Source organism: Vibrio sp. 070316B, assembly GCF_013114115.1.
Lineage (GTDB): Bacteria > Pseudomonadota > Gammaproteobacteria > Enterobacterales > Vibrionaceae > Vibrio > Vibrio chagasii_B.
In genome coordinates, this window is the sequence record NZ_VTYC01000052.1 from 1 (window position 1) to 18,144 (window position 18,144).

General features: G+C 44.4%; 16 protein-coding genes and 2 tRNA genes. 7 read left to right on the plus strand and 11 right to left on the minus strand.

Features of this window, described 5'->3' with window-relative positions:
* Window positions 1–71: IS3 family transposase (locus tag F0251_RS24735; RefSeq protein ID WP_367613550.1), on the plus strand; the 71-nt coding region annotated here is incomplete at its 5' end.
* A gap of 160 nt (window positions 72–231) precedes the next feature.
* Window positions 232–723, plus strand: coding sequence for a hypothetical protein (locus tag F0251_RS23600; protein WP_061033307.1), 492 nt, complete (start codon window positions 232–234; stop codon window positions 721–723).
* Between the two features lie 9 nt (window positions 724–732).
* Here F0251_RS23600 and phoU read toward each other — a convergent pair whose 3' ends face one another.
* The 4 genes from phoU to F0251_RS23620 form a co-directional block, all read right to left on the minus strand.
* Complete coding sequence (gene phoU / locus F0251_RS23605; protein ID WP_004740358.1) at window positions 733–1,431, minus strand: phosphate signaling complex protein PhoU; 699 nt, start codon at window positions 1,429–1,431, stop codon at window positions 733–735.
* A 74-nt stretch (window positions 1,432–1,505) separates the two neighbouring features.
* Window positions 1,506–2,324 (minus strand): phosphate ABC transporter ATP-binding protein PstB, encoded by an 819-nt coding sequence (gene pstB / locus F0251_RS23610; RefSeq protein WP_004740359.1) that lies wholly within the window; start codon window positions 2,322–2,324, stop codon window positions 1,506–1,508.
* A gap of 1 nt (window position 2,325) precedes the next feature.
* Window positions 2,326–4,035 carry a phosphate ABC transporter permease PstA gene (gene pstA, locus F0251_RS23615; RefSeq protein WP_171731947.1) on the minus strand — a complete coding sequence of 570 codons (1,710 nt, stop codon included), beginning with the start codon at window positions 4,033–4,035 and terminating at the stop codon, window positions 2,326–2,328.
* Window positions 4,036–4,136: 101 nt separating this feature from the next.
* Window positions 4,137–6,353, minus strand: coding sequence for an ABC transporter permease subunit (locus F0251_RS23620; RefSeq protein ID WP_171731944.1), 2,217 nt, complete (start codon window positions 6,351–6,353; stop codon window positions 4,137–4,139).
* 197 nt (window positions 6,354–6,550) lie between these two features.
* Between F0251_RS23620 and ppk1 the strand changes: the two genes are divergently transcribed.
* Together ppk1 and ppx are read left to right on the plus strand one after the other, a co-directional pair.
* Window positions 6,551–8,647, plus strand: coding sequence for a polyphosphate kinase 1 (gene ppk1 / locus F0251_RS23625; protein ID WP_171731945.1), 2,097 nt, complete (start codon window positions 6,551–6,553; stop codon window positions 8,645–8,647).
* A complete protein-coding gene (gene ppx / locus F0251_RS23630) occupies window positions 8,638–10,149 on the plus strand; it encodes an exopolyphosphatase (RefSeq protein ID WP_171731946.1) in 1,512 nt (503 codons plus the stop codon). Before ppk1 ends, ppx begins: the two co-directional genes overlap by 10 nt.
* A 46-nt stretch (window positions 10,150–10,195) precedes the next feature.
* On the opposite strand, the gene F0251_RS23635 is transcribed toward ppx, so the two are convergent.
* The 3 genes from F0251_RS23635 to phoB are packed head-to-tail and all read right to left on the minus strand — an operon-like array spanning window position 10,196 to window position 13,191.
* Window positions 10,196–11,152, minus strand: a complete 957-nt coding sequence (locus tag F0251_RS23635; protein ID WP_061033312.1) for a PstS family phosphate ABC transporter substrate-binding protein — start codon at window positions 11,150–11,152, stop codon at window positions 10,196–10,198.
* A gap of 17 nt (window positions 11,153–11,169) precedes the next feature.
* Entirely contained in the window at window positions 11,170–12,468 is a 1,299-nt protein-coding gene (gene phoR / locus F0251_RS23640; RefSeq protein ID WP_004740365.1) for a phosphate regulon sensor histidine kinase PhoR, read from the minus strand.
* A 33-nt stretch (window positions 12,469–12,501) separates the two neighbouring features.
* Window positions 12,502–13,191, minus strand: a complete 690-nt coding sequence (phoB, locus tag F0251_RS23645; protein ID WP_004735064.1) for a phosphate regulon transcriptional regulator PhoB — start codon at window positions 13,189–13,191, stop codon at window positions 12,502–12,504.
* Between the two features lie 194 nt (window positions 13,192–13,385).
* Here phoB and rdgC point away from each other — a divergent pair, with 194 nt between their 5' ends.
* From rdgC to F0251_RS23660, 3 genes are all read left to right on the plus strand, one after another.
* Complete coding sequence (gene rdgC, locus F0251_RS23650) at window positions 13,386–14,300, plus strand: recombination-associated protein RdgC (protein ID WP_086716151.1); 915 nt, start codon at window positions 13,386–13,388, stop codon at window positions 14,298–14,300.
* 204 nt (window positions 14,301–14,504) lie between these two features.
* Window positions 14,505–15,908 carry a tRNA 5-hydroxyuridine modification protein YegQ gene (yegQ, locus tag F0251_RS23655; RefSeq protein ID WP_061033314.1) on the plus strand — a complete coding sequence of 468 codons (1,404 nt, stop codon included), beginning with the start codon at window positions 14,505–14,507 and terminating at the stop codon, window positions 15,906–15,908.
* 28 nt (window positions 15,909–15,936) lie between these two features.
* Window positions 15,937–16,191 (plus strand): YfhL family 4Fe-4S dicluster ferredoxin, encoded by a 255-nt coding sequence (locus F0251_RS23660; RefSeq protein ID WP_004740368.1) that lies wholly within the window; start codon window positions 15,937–15,939, stop codon window positions 16,189–16,191.
* 42 nt (window positions 16,192–16,233) lie between these two features.
* Here the strand turns inward: F0251_RS23660 and F0251_RS23665 are convergent, their stop codons facing one another.
* The 4 genes from F0251_RS23665 to F0251_RS23680 form a co-directional block, all read right to left on the minus strand.
* The gene (locus tag F0251_RS23665) at window positions 16,234–16,542 is read right to left on the minus strand and encodes a hypothetical protein (RefSeq protein WP_004740369.1); all 309 of its coding nucleotides are present in this window, start codon (window positions 16,540–16,542) and stop codon (window positions 16,234–16,236) included.
* Between the two features lie 244 nt (window positions 16,543–16,786).
* The gene (gene mepA / locus F0251_RS23670; protein WP_061033315.1) at window positions 16,787–17,626 is read right to left on the minus strand and encodes a penicillin-insensitive murein endopeptidase; all 840 of its coding nucleotides are present in this window, start codon (window positions 17,624–17,626) and stop codon (window positions 16,787–16,789) included.
* Between the two features lie 302 nt (window positions 17,627–17,928).
* Window positions 17,929–18,005: transfer RNA gene (locus F0251_RS23675), tRNA-Trp, on the minus strand.
* A gap of 35 nt (window positions 18,006–18,040) precedes the next feature.
* A tRNA-Asp gene (locus tag F0251_RS23680) sits at window positions 18,041–18,117 on the minus strand.
* Window positions 18,118–18,144: the final 27 nt, after the last annotated feature.

The following is an 18,144-nucleotide window of genomic DNA, read 5'->3' on the forward strand; positions in this document are numbered from 1 at the left end:
AACGTATAAAAGTGAAACTAAAAGGCCTGACTCCGATAGAATATCGAACTCAGGCCTTGAAAGCCGCTTAACAGAAATGTCCAACTTTACGGGGTCACTTCACTCTGCTGGCTTTTTACCATCAGTCAATTGCTGGGTTTTAACATTTCACCCAAGCTTGACTCACCTTTTTAAACGATTCGAATCAAAATTCATTGCAGCCAAGGATGGCGACATACTCTAGGTAATTTTATGAAGATTAAGTCTCCCTTACTTGCACTTACCCTGCTTTCAACTTCCGTTTCAGCCACCGGCCTTCACCTTTCACCCGAACTAAAAATCGGTGCGTATCATGGATTTGGAGTTCAGGTTGGCTTGACTGATATCGCAGATCTAGGTGCTGTTTACTTAAGCTATTCAGACATTTGGTATGAGAGTGATCGTTATGATGAAACAGTAAACTCGTATCGAATTGGTATTCAAAACATGTTTGGTTCACAGCAATTACACGGCTTTCAAGCTGAGGTGGGTGTTGCTGACTATGACGGTGAAAAGACACGTTCAGGTATTACGGAAAGGAAGACAGCGACCGGCCTAAGTTTGGGTGGTGCTTATGTGTATCAAGCAACGCCTGTACTCGCGCTTAGAGCGGGTGCCGATTTGAATCTGTTTGACCACAATAAGACTTTTGTACCTTACAACACCACTATCAACTTAAACTTAGGCGCGATTCTGAGCTTCTAGCTAGGTTCTTTATTTTAGTGCGTCATCTAGGCTTTGATCGCCAAGGTGGCGTACATCTTTGCCTTTCACAAAGTAGATAATGTACTCACAGATATTCTGACAACGATCTCCTACTCGCTCAATGGCTCTCGCAGACCACATCACTTGTAAGATGTTAGGAATATTCTTAGGGTCTTCCATCATGTAAGTCATCAACTGACGTATCACCGCTTCGTATTCAGCATCCAACTTGTCATCAAGTTTGTGTACCTCTGCTGCCGCATCCACATCCATTCGAGCAAATGCGTCTAAAACTTGGTGCAGCATGGTGATCGCTTGTCGGCATAAAGGCTCTAGCGATACATGGAATTTCTGTTCTTTTGTCGAAGGGATATCAATCGCACCTTGCGCGATCTTCGAGGCAACATCACCAATGCGCTCAAGGTCAGTAATAGTCTTAATGATCGCCATTATCAAGCGCAGATCTTTTGCCGTTGGCTGACGCTTAGCGATAATACGGGTACATGCCTCATCAATCGACACTTCCATCGCATTCACTTTATGATCATCACGAATCACTTTCTTCGCTAGTTCCAAATCATCTTTGTGGAGTGCCTGCATCGCAAAAGAGAGCTGCTGCTCCACTAATCCACCCATAGTCAGTACATGGGTACGGATAGACTCTAACTCGACATTAAATTGTCCTGAGATATGGCGACCAAATTGCATGTCAGCTCCTTAAAAAGAATTGGATAAGTCATTTATATTGGAGTGACTTAGCTCCAGTGATGAGAACGGTAACGTTAACCGTATCGACCAGTAATGTAGTCTTCCGTTTGGTTTTTCAATGGCGACGTAAATATTGAATCCGTATCTGAGTACTCGATCAATTTTCCCATATGAATAAAGGCGGTATGGTCACTCACACGCGCAGCCTGCTGCATGTTATGCGTGACGATAACGACCGTATATTGCGTTTTGAGATCGTTGATTAGCTCTTCAATCGTCAATGTTGAAATAGGATCCAATGCCGATGTCGGCTCATCCAACAGCAAGACCTCTGGTTCAATCGCAACGGCGCGAGCAATCACCAAGCGCTGCTGCTGACCACCAGATAAACCAAAAGCATTTTCATGTAAACGATCTTTTACTTCATCCCACAACGCCGCTGCACGCAGTGATCGTTCTACGGCATCATCAAGATCTCGGCTGTTACTCACACCTTGCAGCCTTAGTCCGTAAACCACATTTTCATAGATAGATTTAGGAAACGGGTTTGGACGCTGAAATACCATGCCGACACGGCGACGCAGAGTCGCAACATCAACTTTAGGATGATAGACATTCTTGCCATGAAGCTTCACTTTTCCGGAAACTTTGCAGCCTTCGACAAGGTCGTTCATGCGATTGATGCAGCGTAGTAAGGTTGATTTACCACAGCCCGAAGGACCGATAAATGCCGTCACTTGCCCTTTGGGTATCTTCATCGAGATATCATCGAGCGCTTGGCTTTCTTTGTAGTAAAGATTGAGCCCTTCGATCGAGATAGCAATTTGTTCTTCCTTTAGATTGTGTACGTCTAAAGGCGCTTGGTAACCCAAGGTTTCATTAATTGAGAACATCTTAATCTTGTCCTAAGGTTCGGTACTTTTCACGTAAGTTATTACGGATATTAATCGCCGTTAAATTCAGCCCCACGATTACCGTAACCAATAAAAACGAAGTCGCATACACCAATGGGCGCGCAGCCTCTATGTTCGATGTTTGAAATCCAACATCATAGATATGAAAGCCTAAATGCATGAACTTTCTATCTAAGTGTATGTACGGAAACTGAGTATCAACAGGCAAGCTTGATGCGAGTTTTACAACCCCCACCAGCATTAATGGAGCCACTTCACCAGCCGCTCTCGCAATCGCCAGTATCAATCCGGTAATTATCGCAGGGCTTGCCATAGGCAAAACAATACGCCACAAGGTCTCAAATTGAGTTGCGCCGAGCGCTAAAGAACCATGCCTTACCGAGCTTGGGATACGTGTTAACCCCTCTTCGGTCGTCACAATCACGACAGGGAGTGTCAACACAGCCAAAGTCAGTGCAGACCAAAGTAAGCCTGGTGTACCAAAGGTAGGAGCAGGTAATCGTTCTGCATAAAACAGGGTATCGATTGAGCCACCAATGGTATAGACGAAAAACCCTAAACCAAAAACGCCATACACGATTGAAGGTACACCGGCTAGGTTGATAACCGCAATTCGAATCAAACGGGTAAGCGCGTTGTTTTTCGCGTATTCATGTAAGTAGATCGCCGCCACCACCCCAAGAGGCATCACCACAATCGACATCAGAATAACCAGTAATACTGTACCAAAGATTGCTGGGAACACACCGCCTTCTGAGTTGGATTCTCGTGGGTTTTCTGACAAGAACTTCCACACTTGATGGCCCCAATGTCCAACCTTTTCAAGGTAAGACATATTATTTGGGTACCAGTAATCCAGAATATGACTGAGCGAGATTTCAACCTGCTCACCCGTCATATCTTCAACAAGTAAGCTCTCAACATTCAACTGTGTTCTGAGATGCTCTAGCTTAATCTCAGCTTCGTCTAACTGCCTATTCAGCTCAAGCCTAGTTGCGGTATAAGTTTTAAGGTACTCATCGCTCACAGACTCATTAAGTTCTAACTTGCGCTTTTCTAGACGTAAGTTTTCCAACTGCCAGCTGATATTACGAATCTCTTGGTTTACCACGCGTGAAGTTTCAGCACGCAGAGTGTCAGCAAACGCTAAACCGTCTTTGAGCTTTTGGTCGATATCGGTGTAAAAAGTTCCCGATGCTGTTTTAAAGCCAACCGGCTTACCAAAAAAGTAACCACCTCGGCTACGCTCTATCACCGCCCAATCTCGGGGAGTGGTAGGCTCGAGTAAATTCACATCCAGAATCGAGATAAAATCAGCAGGATAGAGTTCTCTATTCGCCACCTTGATGCTCAAACGTTGTATCAACCCTGTAGCAATGTTTTGAGGTGATAGTAGATCGTGCGCCTGCGGAACTTGCTCTATTGGAATGTATTTGCGTTCATACAACTGACCGATCAACACATCTTGTTGAGAGACGGTTTCATCAAGGTCAACAACCAGAGACATATCTTTAGAATCGACTTGCCACTGATACAAGGGCGCAGGCCAAAAGTAGGTCAGCCCTTTCCAGCCGATCAGGAGCATCAAACCAAGAACCGAAAGCATACTGATGCTAACTGCTCCACCGGTTAGCCAGATCCATGGCGAGCCAGATTTAACCCATGACAATAACGACTTGAGCCTATTCATCATGTGTTACCTGACAGTGATACATAGAACAACGATACATGCAGTTTGCTAAGCCCCAAAGCTTTGCAGGCCTAGATTCAGATTGAGGTGACGTATTAACACTATAAAGCACGATATTTATCTCTCAATCTTTGTCGAACCCACTCCGCTAGCGAGTTCACAGCGAAGGTAAAAATAAACAGCAATAGCGCAGCTAAGAACAGCAAACGGAAATGCGACCCACCCACTTCCGATTCTGGAAGTTCGACAGCAATGGTCGCGGATAGTGTCCTCATCCCTTCTAAAATATTCCAATCAAGGATTGGCGTGTTGCCTGTCGCCATCAGGACGATCATGGTTTCCCCAACGGCTCGCCCTAATCCCATCATCACCGCAGAAAAAATACCGGGGCTGGCTGTCAGTAAAACGACATAAATCAGGGTCTGCCACGCGGTAGCACCAAGAGCGAGTGAACCATCAGACAGGTGCTTCGGCACCGAGAAAATCGCATCTTCAGCAATCGTAAAAATTGTCGGGATGACAGCAAAACCCATCGCAAAACCGACCACCAGGGCATTACGCTGATCAAAATCGATCCCATAGCCAGCTAGGAAAGTGCGTATATCACCGTCAAACAACAAGGCTTCAATACTGTTGCCCGCTGCAAATACCGTAACGACCGTTGCTATCAGTACCGGAATCAAGATAAGTGCATGCCAGCCATTGGAGAAGCGACTTGTCACAACCTTAGGCAAACAGAACCAAACAAGTCCTGTAATCAAAGCGCTCAGAGGCAACATCACCATCAAAGAGAATACAGCGGTTAAATGGGTTTCTACAATTGGCGCAAACCATAGACCCGCGAGGAAGCCAATAATTACGGTAGGCAAAGCTTCCATTAACTCAATCGACGGCTTCACCACTCGTCGCATGCGTGGCGACATAAAGTAAGCGGTATAAATTGCACCTAACACCGCAACTGGCACCGCAAACATCATGGCAAACAGCGCCGCTTTGATGGTACCAAAGGTGATTGGTACTAAACTGAATTTCTCTTCAAAGTCATCATTGGCGGAAGTTGACTGCCATACATACTGCGGCTCTGGATAGCTCTCGTACCAGACTTTTTGCCATAGCGAAGAGAATGAGATCTGAGGGTATTCATTGTCGACTTTCGCCACACTGATTTTATCATCAATCAATGTCGCCAAATGTAGCTCATTAGCCGACATCGCAGCTAACTGAGGTGACTTATCAAACGCACGCTCAAACAGAGACAGCTTTTCACTGGTCGTATAATGGCTCTGTAATGTGCCGTTTTTATAGAAACTATAGAAGCCTTTTCGGTAGGTATCCGGCAAGATAAATTGAACTTCTTCAGCGAGCTGGAAATCTCGAATATGGGTTAGGCTACGCTTTTCATCTTTCAGCACATCAAACCATTGAGAGACTTGTCCATCCTGATGTGTAACCAACAACGAATAAGCACCAGATAATAAATCGATACTTTTCACACCGTGTTTGGCGTCATTCAAACTCAGGTCGATCACTTCACGGACATCAAACCCTTTATCAGCGAGTTTTAATACCACTAAGTCAGACTTTGCTCGAAGGTATAAAGTCTGCCCATCTGGTGTCATCAATAGCTGCTGTTGAGCACCAAGCTTATTCGATAACCATTGACTATTCTTTAATACATAGCCACCAGCCAAGTCGCTTTGGTACCACTTCACTAGCACTCGTTGGTCAGTTAACTGAGCGGCAACAGTAATATCGCGCCCACTTTTAGAGAATGCGAACTTGTCGATCAACGCGCCGTTCGCTGGTTCATCGGTTAAGAAGGGGTTAGGCAGAGCAACTTGCTCGATTTTTGGTTGAGCTTCAGCGCCCTTTTGAAGTACAGGCGCACTATACTCAGGGTAGAAGAAAGTGATGTTGCTAGCGCTGTCAGCAAAAGCAAACCAATTTTCAGCTGGGGTATTTCGAGAGAAGGCAATAGGATCTGCTAATATACTTCGCTCGAAATAAGAGTGTGTATTTTGCGAGTCTAAGTCCCAAAACTGAACCAAACCAGACTTTTCGACAGTAAAGGCGTGTTGACCGTACTCATCAACCGATAGTGCGATAGGCTTATCTACCACTATAGTTTTAACCGCTTGATCAGTCTCTAAACCAGTATCGGAAAATACCGGTAAAATGATCATTGCTAGATAAACAAAGATCAAAACCAAGGCAGCTAAAACACTGACACCACCACATGTCACCGAAAAACGGACGAGACGATCTTTCAACCATCTTTTTTTGTCGCGCTCTTTCAATGAAAATTGGGCTGAAGCCATCTGTTTATCTACCTTTTTTTAGCTGCTGACATAATATGTATCTTAGATGACAATTATATTACAAGCTACGTTAAACAACTGAAACTAATAACAAGTTTGTTCACCCTTTTTATCCAAAGATCAATACTTTTGTGAGCGCTAACGTTATAAATTAAACTAGTCACCCCAATAGTCAGCATTCAAGGATCAACAATACGATGGAAAAAGACTATGTCGCAAAAGAACTTAGCTGGTTATCGTTCAATGAAAGAGTGCTTCAAGAGGCGGCTGACAAGTCTGTCCCTTTGATTGAAAGAGTTCGTTTTCTAGGGATCTACTCAAAAAACCTCGATGAGTTCTACAAAGTCCGATTTTCCGACGTAAAACGCAAGATCTTATTGCGAGATCCTAAATCAAACTCTGACACCTCAAAAACCTTGCTAACTCAGATGCAACAGAAGGCGAATGAGCTAGATATTTGTTTTCATTCACTTTACAAAGAGTTGTTGCTCGAATTAGCACGTAATCGTATTTTTTTGGTTAATGAACAGCAAATTAATACCGAGCAGAGTGATTGGCTTAAAAAATACTTTAGGAAGAAAATACTCCCGCATCTCACGCCTTTGCTACTCAACGAAGATAGCCAACTGCTCAATATCCTCAAAGACGAACAAAGTTATTTAGCTATCGATATTGAGCACAATGGGTCATCTCAATACGCTCTGTTAGAGATTCCATCAGACGCTTTACCTCGATTTGTAAAACTGCCGACGCCGTCAGACTCACAACGTACTACCCTGATCTTATTAGATAATATAGTTCGCTTCTGCCTAGACGACTTACTTAAAGGCTTCTTCGAATACGATTCGCTGCGTTGCTTCGCCATCAAAATTACACGTGATGCAGACTATGACCTGCAAGAAGACAGTAACTGCAGCCTTCTGGAATCAATGTCGATTGGTATTGAGCAACGTTTAACGGCGCTACCGATACGCTTGATCTATGAATCCGAGATGCCACAAGAGATGCTGAATTTCTTACGAACCAAGCTCAAGCTATCAGATTATGACAGCGTGCTCTCTGGCGGTCGTTATCAAAACTTTAAGCACTTCTGTGATTTCCCAACCCTCAATCGAGATGATCTCGTTAACGCGCCTCTCTCACCGATTAAGTGTGCGTCGTTTGCTCATTACAGTAACTATTTTGAAGCGATCAAAGCTCGCGATATCTTGCTGCACTACCCCTACCATACTTTCGATCACATTACCGAACTGGTCAGGCAGGCTTCGTTTGATCCCAAGGTAACGGTCATCAAAATCAATGTTTACCGTGTTGCTGAAGGTTCTAAGTTACTCAATTCGATCATTGATGCGGCCCACAATGGCAAGAAAGTCACCGTGGTGGTTGAGCTTCAAGCCCGCTTTGACGAGCAAGCCAACATTCAGTGGGCAAAGAGACTCCAAGAAGCAGGAGTGAAGGTGATTTATGGCATCCCTAGTCTAAAAATCCATTCAAAATTGCTACTCATCAAGCGCAAGAACGGCAAGGCTATGGAGAGTTACGTTCATATCGGTACAGGTAATTTTCATGAAATCACCGCTCGTGTCTATACCGATTTATCGTTACTTACCGCAAACCCAGAGCTCACGCATGAAGTTCGCCAAGTCTTCAAATACATCGAAAACCCGTATCAAAAAACGCAGTTCAAACAGCTGATAGTCTCACCTAAAAATACCAGAAAGCGTCTGTATCAGCTGATCGATAAAGAGATCCAGAATGCCTCAGAGGGTAAGCCTGCGAGCATAACTTTAAAACTCAATAACTTGGTGGATCGCGAAATCATTAAAAAGCTCTACCTAGCGAGCCAAGCCAACGTAAAAGTAAGAATGATCATTCGTGGTATGTGCTCACTGGTTCCGGGAATACCAAACGTCAGTGACAATATTGAGATCATCAGTGTGGTCGATCGTTTTCTTGAGCACCCAAGAGTGATGATCTTTCACAATGCCGGAAAGCCCAAGGTTTACATCTCTTCTGCCGATTGGATGACTCGAAACTTTGACCATAGAATTGAAGTAGCAACGCCAATTTTGGATTCTAAGATCAAGCAAACTATCATTGATATCACCGAGTTTCATTTTGATGACAAACATAAGGCGCGGATGATCGATCATACGATGACCAATCAGTACAAGCCTTCAACCACAACTCAACTTACGCATTCCACGTCACAACTCGCTACTTACCACTATATTAAACATATAGAGAAGCAAGCTCGTAAAAAGCACAAGCAAGAGAAGAAATCATGCCGCTAAGTGACGACAAACAATCCAGATGCATTGCAGCTATCGATTTAGGTTCGAACAGCTTTCATATGGTGGTTGCTCAAGTGTTTGGCAAACACCTACAACTCGTCAGCCGACATAAACAGAAAGTACGGTTGGGTGATGGGTTGGGTGAACACCACCAACTATCAGATCAAGCGATTCATCGCGGGCTAGAGTGTCTAAAAGTATTCGCTGAACGACTCACTGATTTTGAGATAGACGATGTCAGAGTCGTAGCTACCCATACCCTACGAAAAGCAAAGAACTCAAACACCTTTATCGAACAAGCCAAACTCATTTTTCCTTTTCCCATCGAGATCATTTCAGGGCAAGAGGAAGCACGATTGATTTACAACGGGGTTGAACACACTCAAACCGCTTCCAAATCAAAGCTCGTTATCGATATTGGTGGAGGAAGCACTGAAATAGTGACCGGACAGGGCTTCACACCCGACGTCATGCATAGCTTGCCGATGGGGTGCGTCAGTTTTACTCAGCGGTTCTTTAGTGATAACCAGTTAACTTCACAGCATTTTGCTACTGCTTATACCGCTGCGATTCAACTATTAACACCAGTCATTAAGAATTACCAATCCACCTCTTGGGAAATCGCTTTTGGCTCATCTGGCACAGCAAAATCCATAAAAGAGGTACTCAAAGGGTTGGGCTTTATCGATGAGTACATCACTCCACAACGGCTTACTTATCTAAAAAACCATCTAAAGGAGTTTTCATCTGTAGAAAGCATCAAACTGTTGGGTTTAAGCGATGAACGAAAGCCCGTTTTTGCTGCAGGTGTCACGATTCTTTCCGCTGTCATGGATAGCTTAAATATAGATGAGTTGTATGTGTCTGACGGAGCATTGAGGGAAGGCGTTCTGTATGACATGGAAGATAAGTTCAAGAGCCTTGATATAAGGTCTCGTACCGCAGAAACATTGCTCTCTCGCTATCATGTTGACTTAACGCACGCCGAAAAAGTCAAAGAGACAGCTCACACCCTATTACTGCAAGCTAAACCACAACTCAAAGGCACTATAGACGCTGAGTTGTTTGACCTACTTGGTTGGTCTGCACTGCTGCATGAAGTAGGCCAAAGCGTGGCATTTCAAGGGTATCATCGCCATTCAGCCTATCTGATTAAACACACCACCATGCCCGGTTTTAATACCGAGCAACAGCGTCTGATTTCCCTTATCGTTCGATATCAAAGAAAAGCGATCAAGCTGCAAGACTTGCCAACATTCTCACTGTTTTCGTTGCAGCAAGTGACGCTGACGATCCGAATACTTAGGCTGGCAATTTTACTCAATCGACAACGCAGCCAAGCGCCAGTACCCAATATAAAACTAACCATAAAAATGGATGACCATTGGAGTTTGATTGGCGAAAACAATGACTGGTTAGATACAAACCAACTACTCGATTACGAGTTAAAAGAAGAACAGCAGCGCTGGAAAAGTGCCGGTTGGTGTTTAGATTTGAAATGAGGGAAATAGCCTACCGAAAGTAGGCTATCTGTATATTGAGTTCGAGCTATAACCCAACTTTTGCGAGTTCTTGCTCTGCAAATTCAGACGGTATCGCTAGATAGCCATCTTTTTCCACAAGCTCTTGTCCCTGCTTTGAGAATACAAAGGTAAGGAACTCTCTCTCAACCGGAGAAAGTGGTTTATCCGGGTGCTTATTTACATATACATAGAGAAAACGAGATAGAGGGTAATCACCACTCAAGATATTCTCACGCGTAGGCTCAACATAATTAGAGCCGTGCTCTGCAATAGGAATCAGCTTAACACCTGCTACGCGGTAGCCAATGCCCGAGTAGCCAATCCCACTGATGGATGAAGCGACCGACTGAACGACTGAAGCCGAACCAGGTTGCTCATTCACACGATTTTTAAAGTCACCGCCGCACAGTGCATTCTGTTTGAAGTATCCATAAGTCCCCGATACAGAATTGCGACCGAACAATTGGAATCGATGTTTCGCCCATGGCTGATCGATTCCGAGATCTTGCCAGTTATTGAGGGGCTTCGTTGCTCCGCAGCGTAATGTCTCAGAAAAGATGCCATCAATCTGACGGAAGTTAAGCCCTTCAATAGGATTATCTCGGTGGACAAACAGCCCGATTGCATCAATAGCGACTCGCAATGCTGTTGGCTTATAGCCATGCTCTCTTTCAAAAGCTTCCACTTCACGTAGGCGCATTGGTCGGCTCATAGGACCTAGGTGTGCTGTCCCTTCCGTCAGTGCAGGAGGTGCAGTAGAAGAGCCCGATGCTTGGACTTGAGCGTTCACATTCGGATAATAGGATTTAAACTCCTCTACCCACAATGTCGTCATCCCAGCCAAGGTATCAGACCCGACCGACAACAAGCTTCCAGAGATACCTGGAACCTTGGAATAATCAGGCAATGACTCAACACTCTGCTCAGCAAAGCTTGGACACGCCAATACCATCGCTAACAGTGAACCAATCGGCAAACGCATCCTGCGTATTAAGTCACTCATGACACGGTCAACCGGTTTGGCAACGTGAAATGGAAACGACTGCCGACGCCCACTTCACTTTGAATTTCGAGGTGTGAATCGTGGTGGCTAAGCGCATGTTTTACAATCGCTAATCCAAGACCACTACCACCGGTATCACGAGAGCGGGCTTTATCTACACGATAGAAGCGCTCAGTGAGACGATGTAAGTGTTGAGGCTCAATACCATCACCAGTATCTGACACGTCTAAACACGCACCTTGGCTGGTTTGATACCAACGCACTTTGACCGTCGCACCTGCGGGTGTGTATTTAACCGCGTTATAAACCAAATTCGAAATCGCACTTCTCAATTGGTCTTCGTCGGCAAGAACTCGCAGACTCTTATCGATATCAAATTCAAGTTTATGTTCTCGCTCACCGCTAAGGCTGGCTGCTTCTTTCTCAAGAACTTCCAGCATCGCAGGAACGTTAACCACTTCATCCAACTCATGCATTGGCGCTGCTTCAATTTTCGAAAGCGTGAGCAGCTGATTAACCAAACTGTTCATACGATTCAATTGCTCAGTCATTACGCCATGCGCCTTGGTCCACATTGGGCCAACGATCATGTCTGGGTCTTCGGTCATTTCAAGATAACCTTGAAGGACGGTCATTGGTGTACGCAACTCATGGGAGACGTTAGCGAAGAAGTTACGGCGCATGCCCTCTAGCTGCTTAAGCTGGGTGACATCACGCACCACCATCAGGTGTTCACCCTCGGTATACGGCACAATACGCAGTTCAAGCATACGCTCCACATTCAGAGGAGAAGGCATCTCTAATGGCTCAGAGAAATCTTGCTTATTAAGGTACTTAATAAAATCTGGAGTACGAATCAAATTCGAGATCGGTTGACCTGAATCATCTGGCCAACGGAAGCCCAACAAATACTGAGCTAGCTTGTTACACCAAACGATATTGCCTTCACCACGAAATACCACAACGGCATCGGGAAGCGATTCTGCACCGTTACGGAAACGGCGGATAAGGTTAGTCAGTTCTTTGCGTTTGCGACGCTGTCTCTGCTGCATACGATAAATACCGTTAAACAGAGATTCCCAGTTCCCAGAGCCTGAAGGTGGAGTTAGACGCTTCTCATCCCACAGCCATGCGGACAAACGCATTTGGTTGTGTAGGTGCCAGCCGAGCTGCAATACCGTAGCAGCCAGCAGTAACCAAGGTAGGTAACCGAATATCCATCCGACTAAAACCCATGGTGCGTAAAAAAAAGCCAGCTCCCAAGCCAGCTTTTTCCAGGTTAACTTTTCAACCATTCAGGACTCCGTAAACTGGGCAGCGAAGCCACATTAAGCCTTTGTAGAAAAACGGTAGCCAGCGCCACGAACCGTTTGGATTAGCTTATCGTGACCTGCAGACTCAAGCGCTTTACGCAGGCGTCGAATATGTACATCAACCGTTCGGTCTTCAACGTAAACATTGGTACCCCAAACGTTGTTAAGCAGCTGCTCTCGGCTGTATACACGCTCTTGGTGCGTCATAAAGAAATGCAGCATTTTGAATTCTGTTGGTCCCATATCAACTGGACCTTCACTTGCGGTCACGCGGTGTGATACTGGGTCTAATTTAAGGCCCTGTACATCAATCACATCTTCCAATGCCGTTGGTGTTACACGACGAATCACCGCTTTAAGGCGAGCAACAAGCTCTTTTGGCGAAAACGGTTTGGTAATGTAGTCGTCAGCGCCAACTTCTAAACCGCGAACCTTATCTTCTTCTTCACCACGAGCCGTTAGCATCACCACTGGGATGTTGCGAGTTAACTCTTCACGCTTCATGTGCTTGATAAAGTTTATCCCGCTACCACCAGGTAGCATCCAATCTAGTAATACTAGATCTGGGAAAGGTTCACATAGCTTGTTTACCGCTGTATCGTAATCTTCAGCCTCTACTGCTTGGTAGCCTTTTTGTTCAAGTACAAAACACAGCATCTCACGAATAGGTGCTTCATCTTCAACGACCAGAATCCTTCTCGACATAATTGAATAGCCTTTGTATTTAATCAACGCATTGCATTATCTGAGTTAATTATGACACTTTTGTGACCTTTGAAAACAAATTTTCATATAACTGTCTCAAACGTTTCACTTTATAACTTTTGATACAGAGCTAAGGACAAATCGAATTAGATCTCATATCATGAGGCACTTCTAAAAAGGTATGAGAAAAATATATGTGGTTTAAAAATTGCCTAGTCTATCGCTTCAACCGTGATATTGATTTCAACGCAGATCAGCTAGAGAAACAACTTGAAGAATTCCGCTTTACTCCTTGTGGTAGCCAAGACAAACAGAAATTTGGTTGGGTGCACGCAATGGGTAAACATGGCGATATGATGACGCACGTATCAGAGAACCGCATTCTCATCTGTGCAAAGAAAGAAGAGAAAATGCTACCAGCATCTGTGATTAAAGAGTCACTGAATGCAAAAGTGGAAACTCTTGAGGCAGAGTCAGGCACTCCTCTTAAAAAGAAAGAGAAAGACAGCCTCAAAGAAGACATCATCATTGACCTTCTTCCTCGCGCATTTAGCCGCAGTAACTTCACATACGCGCTGATCATGCCAAAAGAAGGTTTCATTGTGGTTGATGCAAGCAGCTACAAAAAAGCAGAAGACGTGTTAGCTCTGCTACGTAAAACAATGGGTAGCCTACCAGTTGTTCCTGCTATTCCTGAGCAAGCGATCGAAACAACATTAACCGAATGGGTTAAGTCAGGCGATACGCCTCAAGGCATTACAATGCTTGATGAAGCTGAGCTTAAGTCGATTCAAGAAGACGGTGGTATTGTTCGAGTTAAGAAACAAGAGCTAGAAGCCGACGAAATTAAAAACCACATCGAAGCGAACAAAGTGGTAACCAAGCTGCTTATCAATTGGCAAGATCGCATTGAATTTATCCTGGCTGAAGATGGCAGTATCAAACGCCTGAAGTTCAGTGATGAACTTAAAGATGAGAACGACGATATTCCTCGCGAAGACCAAGCTGCACGCTTTGATGCAGATTTCTCATTGCTATGTGGTGAGTTCAGCGTGTTCCTTCCGAACCTGTTCGAATCACTAGGTGGATTAACTCAACCGAATGCTTAATCAGTAACTTTAAAGCTCAGGTGCAACGTGCCTGAGCTTATTTTCCCTACATTTCCCGCTGTATATTTATCCCTTCACTCTCTTCTTAATATCATTGCTATCTTTAGGGCTATCAACCAGACTCATTTTAGCGTAAAATTTGCGCCCCTTTGATATCACTTGGTGATATCAACCTGACTTGAGATCAGATTAGAGAACGAAGCAATGACTACACAAAAACCATTTGTACCTGAACTATTATCACCGGCAGGAAGCCTTAAAAACATGCGTTACGCATTCGCCTACGGCGCAGATGCAGTTTACGCGGGCCAGCCACGTTACAGCCTTCGTGTTCGTAACAATGAGTTCAACCACGAAAACCTACAAATCGGTATCGATGAAGCTCATGCTCAAGGCAAAAAGTTATATGTTGTATGTAACATTCAGCCACACAACTCTAAACTAAAAACTTTCATTCGCGACCTTAAGCCAGTTGTTGATATGGGCCCAGACGCTCTTATCATGTCTGATCCTGGTCTTATCATGATGGTTCGTGAAGCATTCCCTGAAATGCCTATCCACCTTTCAGTTCAGGCTAACGCTGTAAACTGGGCAACGGTAAAATTCTGGGCTACACAAGGCGTTGAGCGTGTCATCCTATCTCGTGAGCTATCACTTGAAGAGATCGAAGAGATCCGCGAACACTGCCCAGAAACAGAACTAGAGATCTTTGTTCACGGTGCACTTTGCATGGCGTACTCTGGTCGTTGCCTACTTTCTGGTTACATGAACAAGCGCGATCCTAACCAAGGTACTTGCACTAACGCTTGTCGTTGGGAATACAAAACAGAAGCGGCTAAAGAAGACGAAAACGGTCAGATCGTTGAAGCAAACCCTACTGGTGTTGAGATTCAAGATGTTGAAGTTCAAGACGAACGTCCAGACAACACACTAGGTCTAGGTAAACCAACAGATGAAGTGGTTCTACTTTCAGAGTCACACAAGCCTGAAGAGAAAATGGCTGCGTTTGAAGATGAGCATGGTACTTACATCATGAACTCAAAAGACCTTCGCGCAATCCAACATGTTGAACGTCTAACAAAGATGGGGGTTCACTCTCTGAAAATCGAAGGCCGTACTAAGTCTTTCTACTACTGTGCACGTACAGCACAGGTTTACCGTAAAGCTATCGATGACGCTGTAGCGGGTAAACCATTCGATGAGAGCCTAATGGGTACACTAGAGAGCCTAGCGCACCGTGGTTACACTGAAGGCTTCCTACGTCGTCATACTCACGACACTTACCAAAACTACGAGTACGGTTACTCTATCTCTGACACTCAACAATTTGTTGGTGAATTCACAGGTAAACGCCGTGGCGATCTAGCGGAAGTAGAAGTGAAGAACAAGTTCCTAGTAGGCGATAGCTTAGAAATGATGACACCGAAAGGTAACGTTGTTTTCACACTAGAGATGATGGAAAACCGTAAGTCGGAAGCAGTTGAAGACGCAAAAGGCAACGGTCACTTTGTATTCATCCCTGTACCAGCTGATCTAGACTTAGAGTACGGCTTGTTGATGCGTAACTTGAGCGAAGGCCAAGACACACGCAACGCATCTGGTAAGTAACTTTACTTAGAAAACCGAGAAGTAAGCAATGGCTCTGTTAATCACTGACAAGTGCATAAACTGCGATATGTGTGACCCTGAATGCCCAAATGGCGCAATCACTATGGGTGACAGCATCTTCGAAATCGACCCAGATTTATGTACTGAATGTAAAGGTCACTATGAGAAGCCAACGTGTCAGTCGGTATGCCCAATAACCAAGTGCATAATCACTGATCCAAACCACATTGAAACTGAAGACGAGCTCCTAGAAAAGTTTGTTATCATTCAAGGCTTGACCTAAAAGAGAAAAGGTTCAACTTAATCAATAAGTTGAACCTTTTTCTTATCCGGATTTTTCCATGGGATAAATGTTGCAGAATAACTCTTTTTCGAACTGATATTCGAGTCGCTCTCGCCAATTTATCGACTGTGATACTGGTACTAGATAAAAGTTTTCCCGCCCAGTATCGGTCACAAATGCCATTCCATACTGCATCAATTCATAATGTACATCGTTGACAAAGCTAGGATCTAATCGCTGCCTACCTGTTAGTTGGTTGATGTCATCTCTTGAAATAGAAATACCCGCATTCTCAGTGCTGAACCTATGTCTTAACCATTCTGAAAATTCCTTTGCACAAATCATAGTCATAGTCTTATCCTTGAATTATCTATCTACGGGTATCAGACTCTGATTTCACATACTACACATAAGCCGCATCTTTCACCCCAAACACTTACTCCTGACCTAGCCCAGTCAAATTAATGCTCTCAATATCAAACGATATTCTTAATGTCGCATTTATAAACTCTAGACAAAAGTGTGACATTTCTCCAGTTTTTAGAGTCGACAAAACGAGTGGCATTACCACCTTAACAAGCCATTGATAATTCTATTACTTATTTGAAATCAAGGCTAAACACTGACTAGGCATGACTTTAATTTTCTTTTTTTTCTTTTTAGTTGCTACCTTTTTAGGGGGAGGAACAGGGATTGTCTTTGGCGCCCAACTCGCGAGCTCTTCGCCACAGCCATCACCTTTAGGAGGTTTGGCTTGAGGGATACAATTGGCACTGCCTTGTGGGCACTTCAAACGAACATGAAAGTGAGAATAGTGTCCCCACCACGGCCTGATTTTGCCTAACCAGTCCCTTTCTTTAACATCAGAAACTTCCTGATCGCAAAGGGTCTGCTTAATCACTGGATGAACAAAAATCCGCACCACTTTTTCATCTTTAGCGGCATGGCGAATAACTTGGAAGTGGTCGTTAGTCCAATTAGACTGGCGAAGCTTGTAGTTAGTAAGATCGACGACACTGACTGGCTTAGGAACCGCGAGTTCATTCTCAGAAAGCTTTTTGTCCGTTAACCTCAGCCATATGTCTATATCCAACCCAGTTTGATGGCTTGAATGCCCAGATGAAAAGCGTCCACCACGAGGAAGTGAGATATCACCAATCAATAGATTCGTATTCAATTGCTCACTTGTTGTTACGCCGAGCCTTTCAACAAACTTAATAGCCTCTGTGTGACCATAGTAACGCTCCCTTTGGGGACGAATAATCTGATAGCCAACACCATTAATCGGTAAAGCCTGTGCACCGTCCAAGCAGCCGTTAGCGTAACTGCCGATCGATGAGGTCGAGTTTGTCGTCGGGCTTTTCTCTTTCTCCCAAGGGGTTGCTAAAGAAGAAAATGAATAAAATAGGACAACTAAAACAAAAGATAACCTCATAACCGTTCCATGTAAGTGATGCATATTATTTATACTAGTCGGCATTTGAGAACAGTTTACGATTATTGGCAACTTTTTGGGAGCAGAGAGAAATTTGAGATAGAAGAAGCTGAAAGGGGATTATGAAGTATTTCAACTTAAGAAAGCAAAAAGGCTCTAGTCTTTCGACTAGAGCCTTAAATATAGTAGGGGTGGGCCGACACTCCGGAGATTCGACCGGGCTGGCGCTCCAGCTCTCAACATTGCTTTGCAGAAGCAACAGACGTAAAAAAGCCCCAGCATTTCTGCTGAGGCTTCGTATATGGCAGGGGTGGAGAGATTCGAACTCCCAACACGCGGATTTGGAATCCGCTGCTCTGCCAATTGGAGCTACACCCCTATTTTCAGTTTTAAAGAGCTGAAACTCTGAATAAGTGGCGGAGTGGACGGGACTCGAACCCGCGACCCCCGGCGTGACAGGCCGGTATTCTAACCAACTGAACTACCACTCCGCAGTGGACTACTTGTCGTCGCTGACA

Excerpts from the sequence above, each read along its gene's own strand:
- phoB (WP_004735064.1), bottom strand. The coding sequence starts at position 13,191 with ATGTCGAGAAGGATTCTGGTCGTTGAAGATGAAGCACCTATTCGTGAG.
- phoR (WP_004740365.1), bottom strand. The coding sequence starts at position 12,468 with ATGGTTGAAAAGTTAACCTGGAAAAAGCTGGCTTGGGAGCTGGCTTTT.
- pstA (WP_171731947.1), bottom strand. The coding sequence starts at position 4,035 with ATGAATAGGCTCAAGTCGTTATTGTCATGGGTTAAATCTGGCTCGCCA.
- phoU (WP_004740358.1), bottom strand. The coding sequence starts at position 1,431 with ATGCAATTTGGTCGCCATATCTCAGGACAATTTAATGTCGAGTTAGAG.
- F0251_RS23600 (WP_061033307.1), top strand. The coding sequence starts at position 232 with ATGAAGATTAAGTCTCCCTTACTTGCACTTACCCTGCTTTCAACTTCC.
- yegQ (WP_061033314.1), top strand. The coding sequence starts at position 14,505 with ATGACTACACAAAAACCATTTGTACCTGAACTATTATCACCGGCAGGA.
- F0251_RS23620 (WP_171731944.1), bottom strand. The coding sequence starts at position 6,353 with ATGGCTTCAGCCCAATTTTCATTGAAAGAGCGCGACAAAAAAAGATGG.
- ppx (WP_171731946.1), top strand. The coding sequence starts at position 8,638 with ATGCCGCTAAGTGACGACAAACAATCCAGATGCATTGCAGCTATCGAT.
- F0251_RS23665 (WP_004740369.1), bottom strand. The coding sequence starts at position 16,542 with ATGACTATGATTTGTGCAAAGGAATTTTCAGAATGGTTAAGACATAGG.
- F0251_RS23635 (WP_061033312.1), bottom strand. The coding sequence starts at position 11,152 with ATGCGTTTGCCGATTGGTTCACTGTTAGCGATGGTATTGGCGTGTCCA.
- rdgC (WP_086716151.1), top strand. The coding sequence starts at position 13,386 with ATGTGGTTTAAAAATTGCCTAGTCTATCGCTTCAACCGTGATATTGAT.
- ppk1 (WP_171731945.1), top strand. The coding sequence starts at position 6,551 with ATGGAAAAAGACTATGTCGCAAAAGAACTTAGCTGGTTATCGTTCAAT.
- F0251_RS23660 (WP_004740368.1), top strand. The coding sequence starts at position 15,937 with ATGGCTCTGTTAATCACTGACAAGTGCATAAACTGCGATATGTGTGAC.
- pstB (WP_004740359.1), bottom strand. The coding sequence starts at position 2,324 with ATGTTCTCAATTAATGAAACCTTGGGTTACCAAGCGCCTTTAGACGTA.
- mepA (WP_061033315.1), bottom strand. The coding sequence starts at position 17,626 with ATGAGGTTATCTTTTGTTTTAGTTGTCCTATTTTATTCATTTTCTTCT.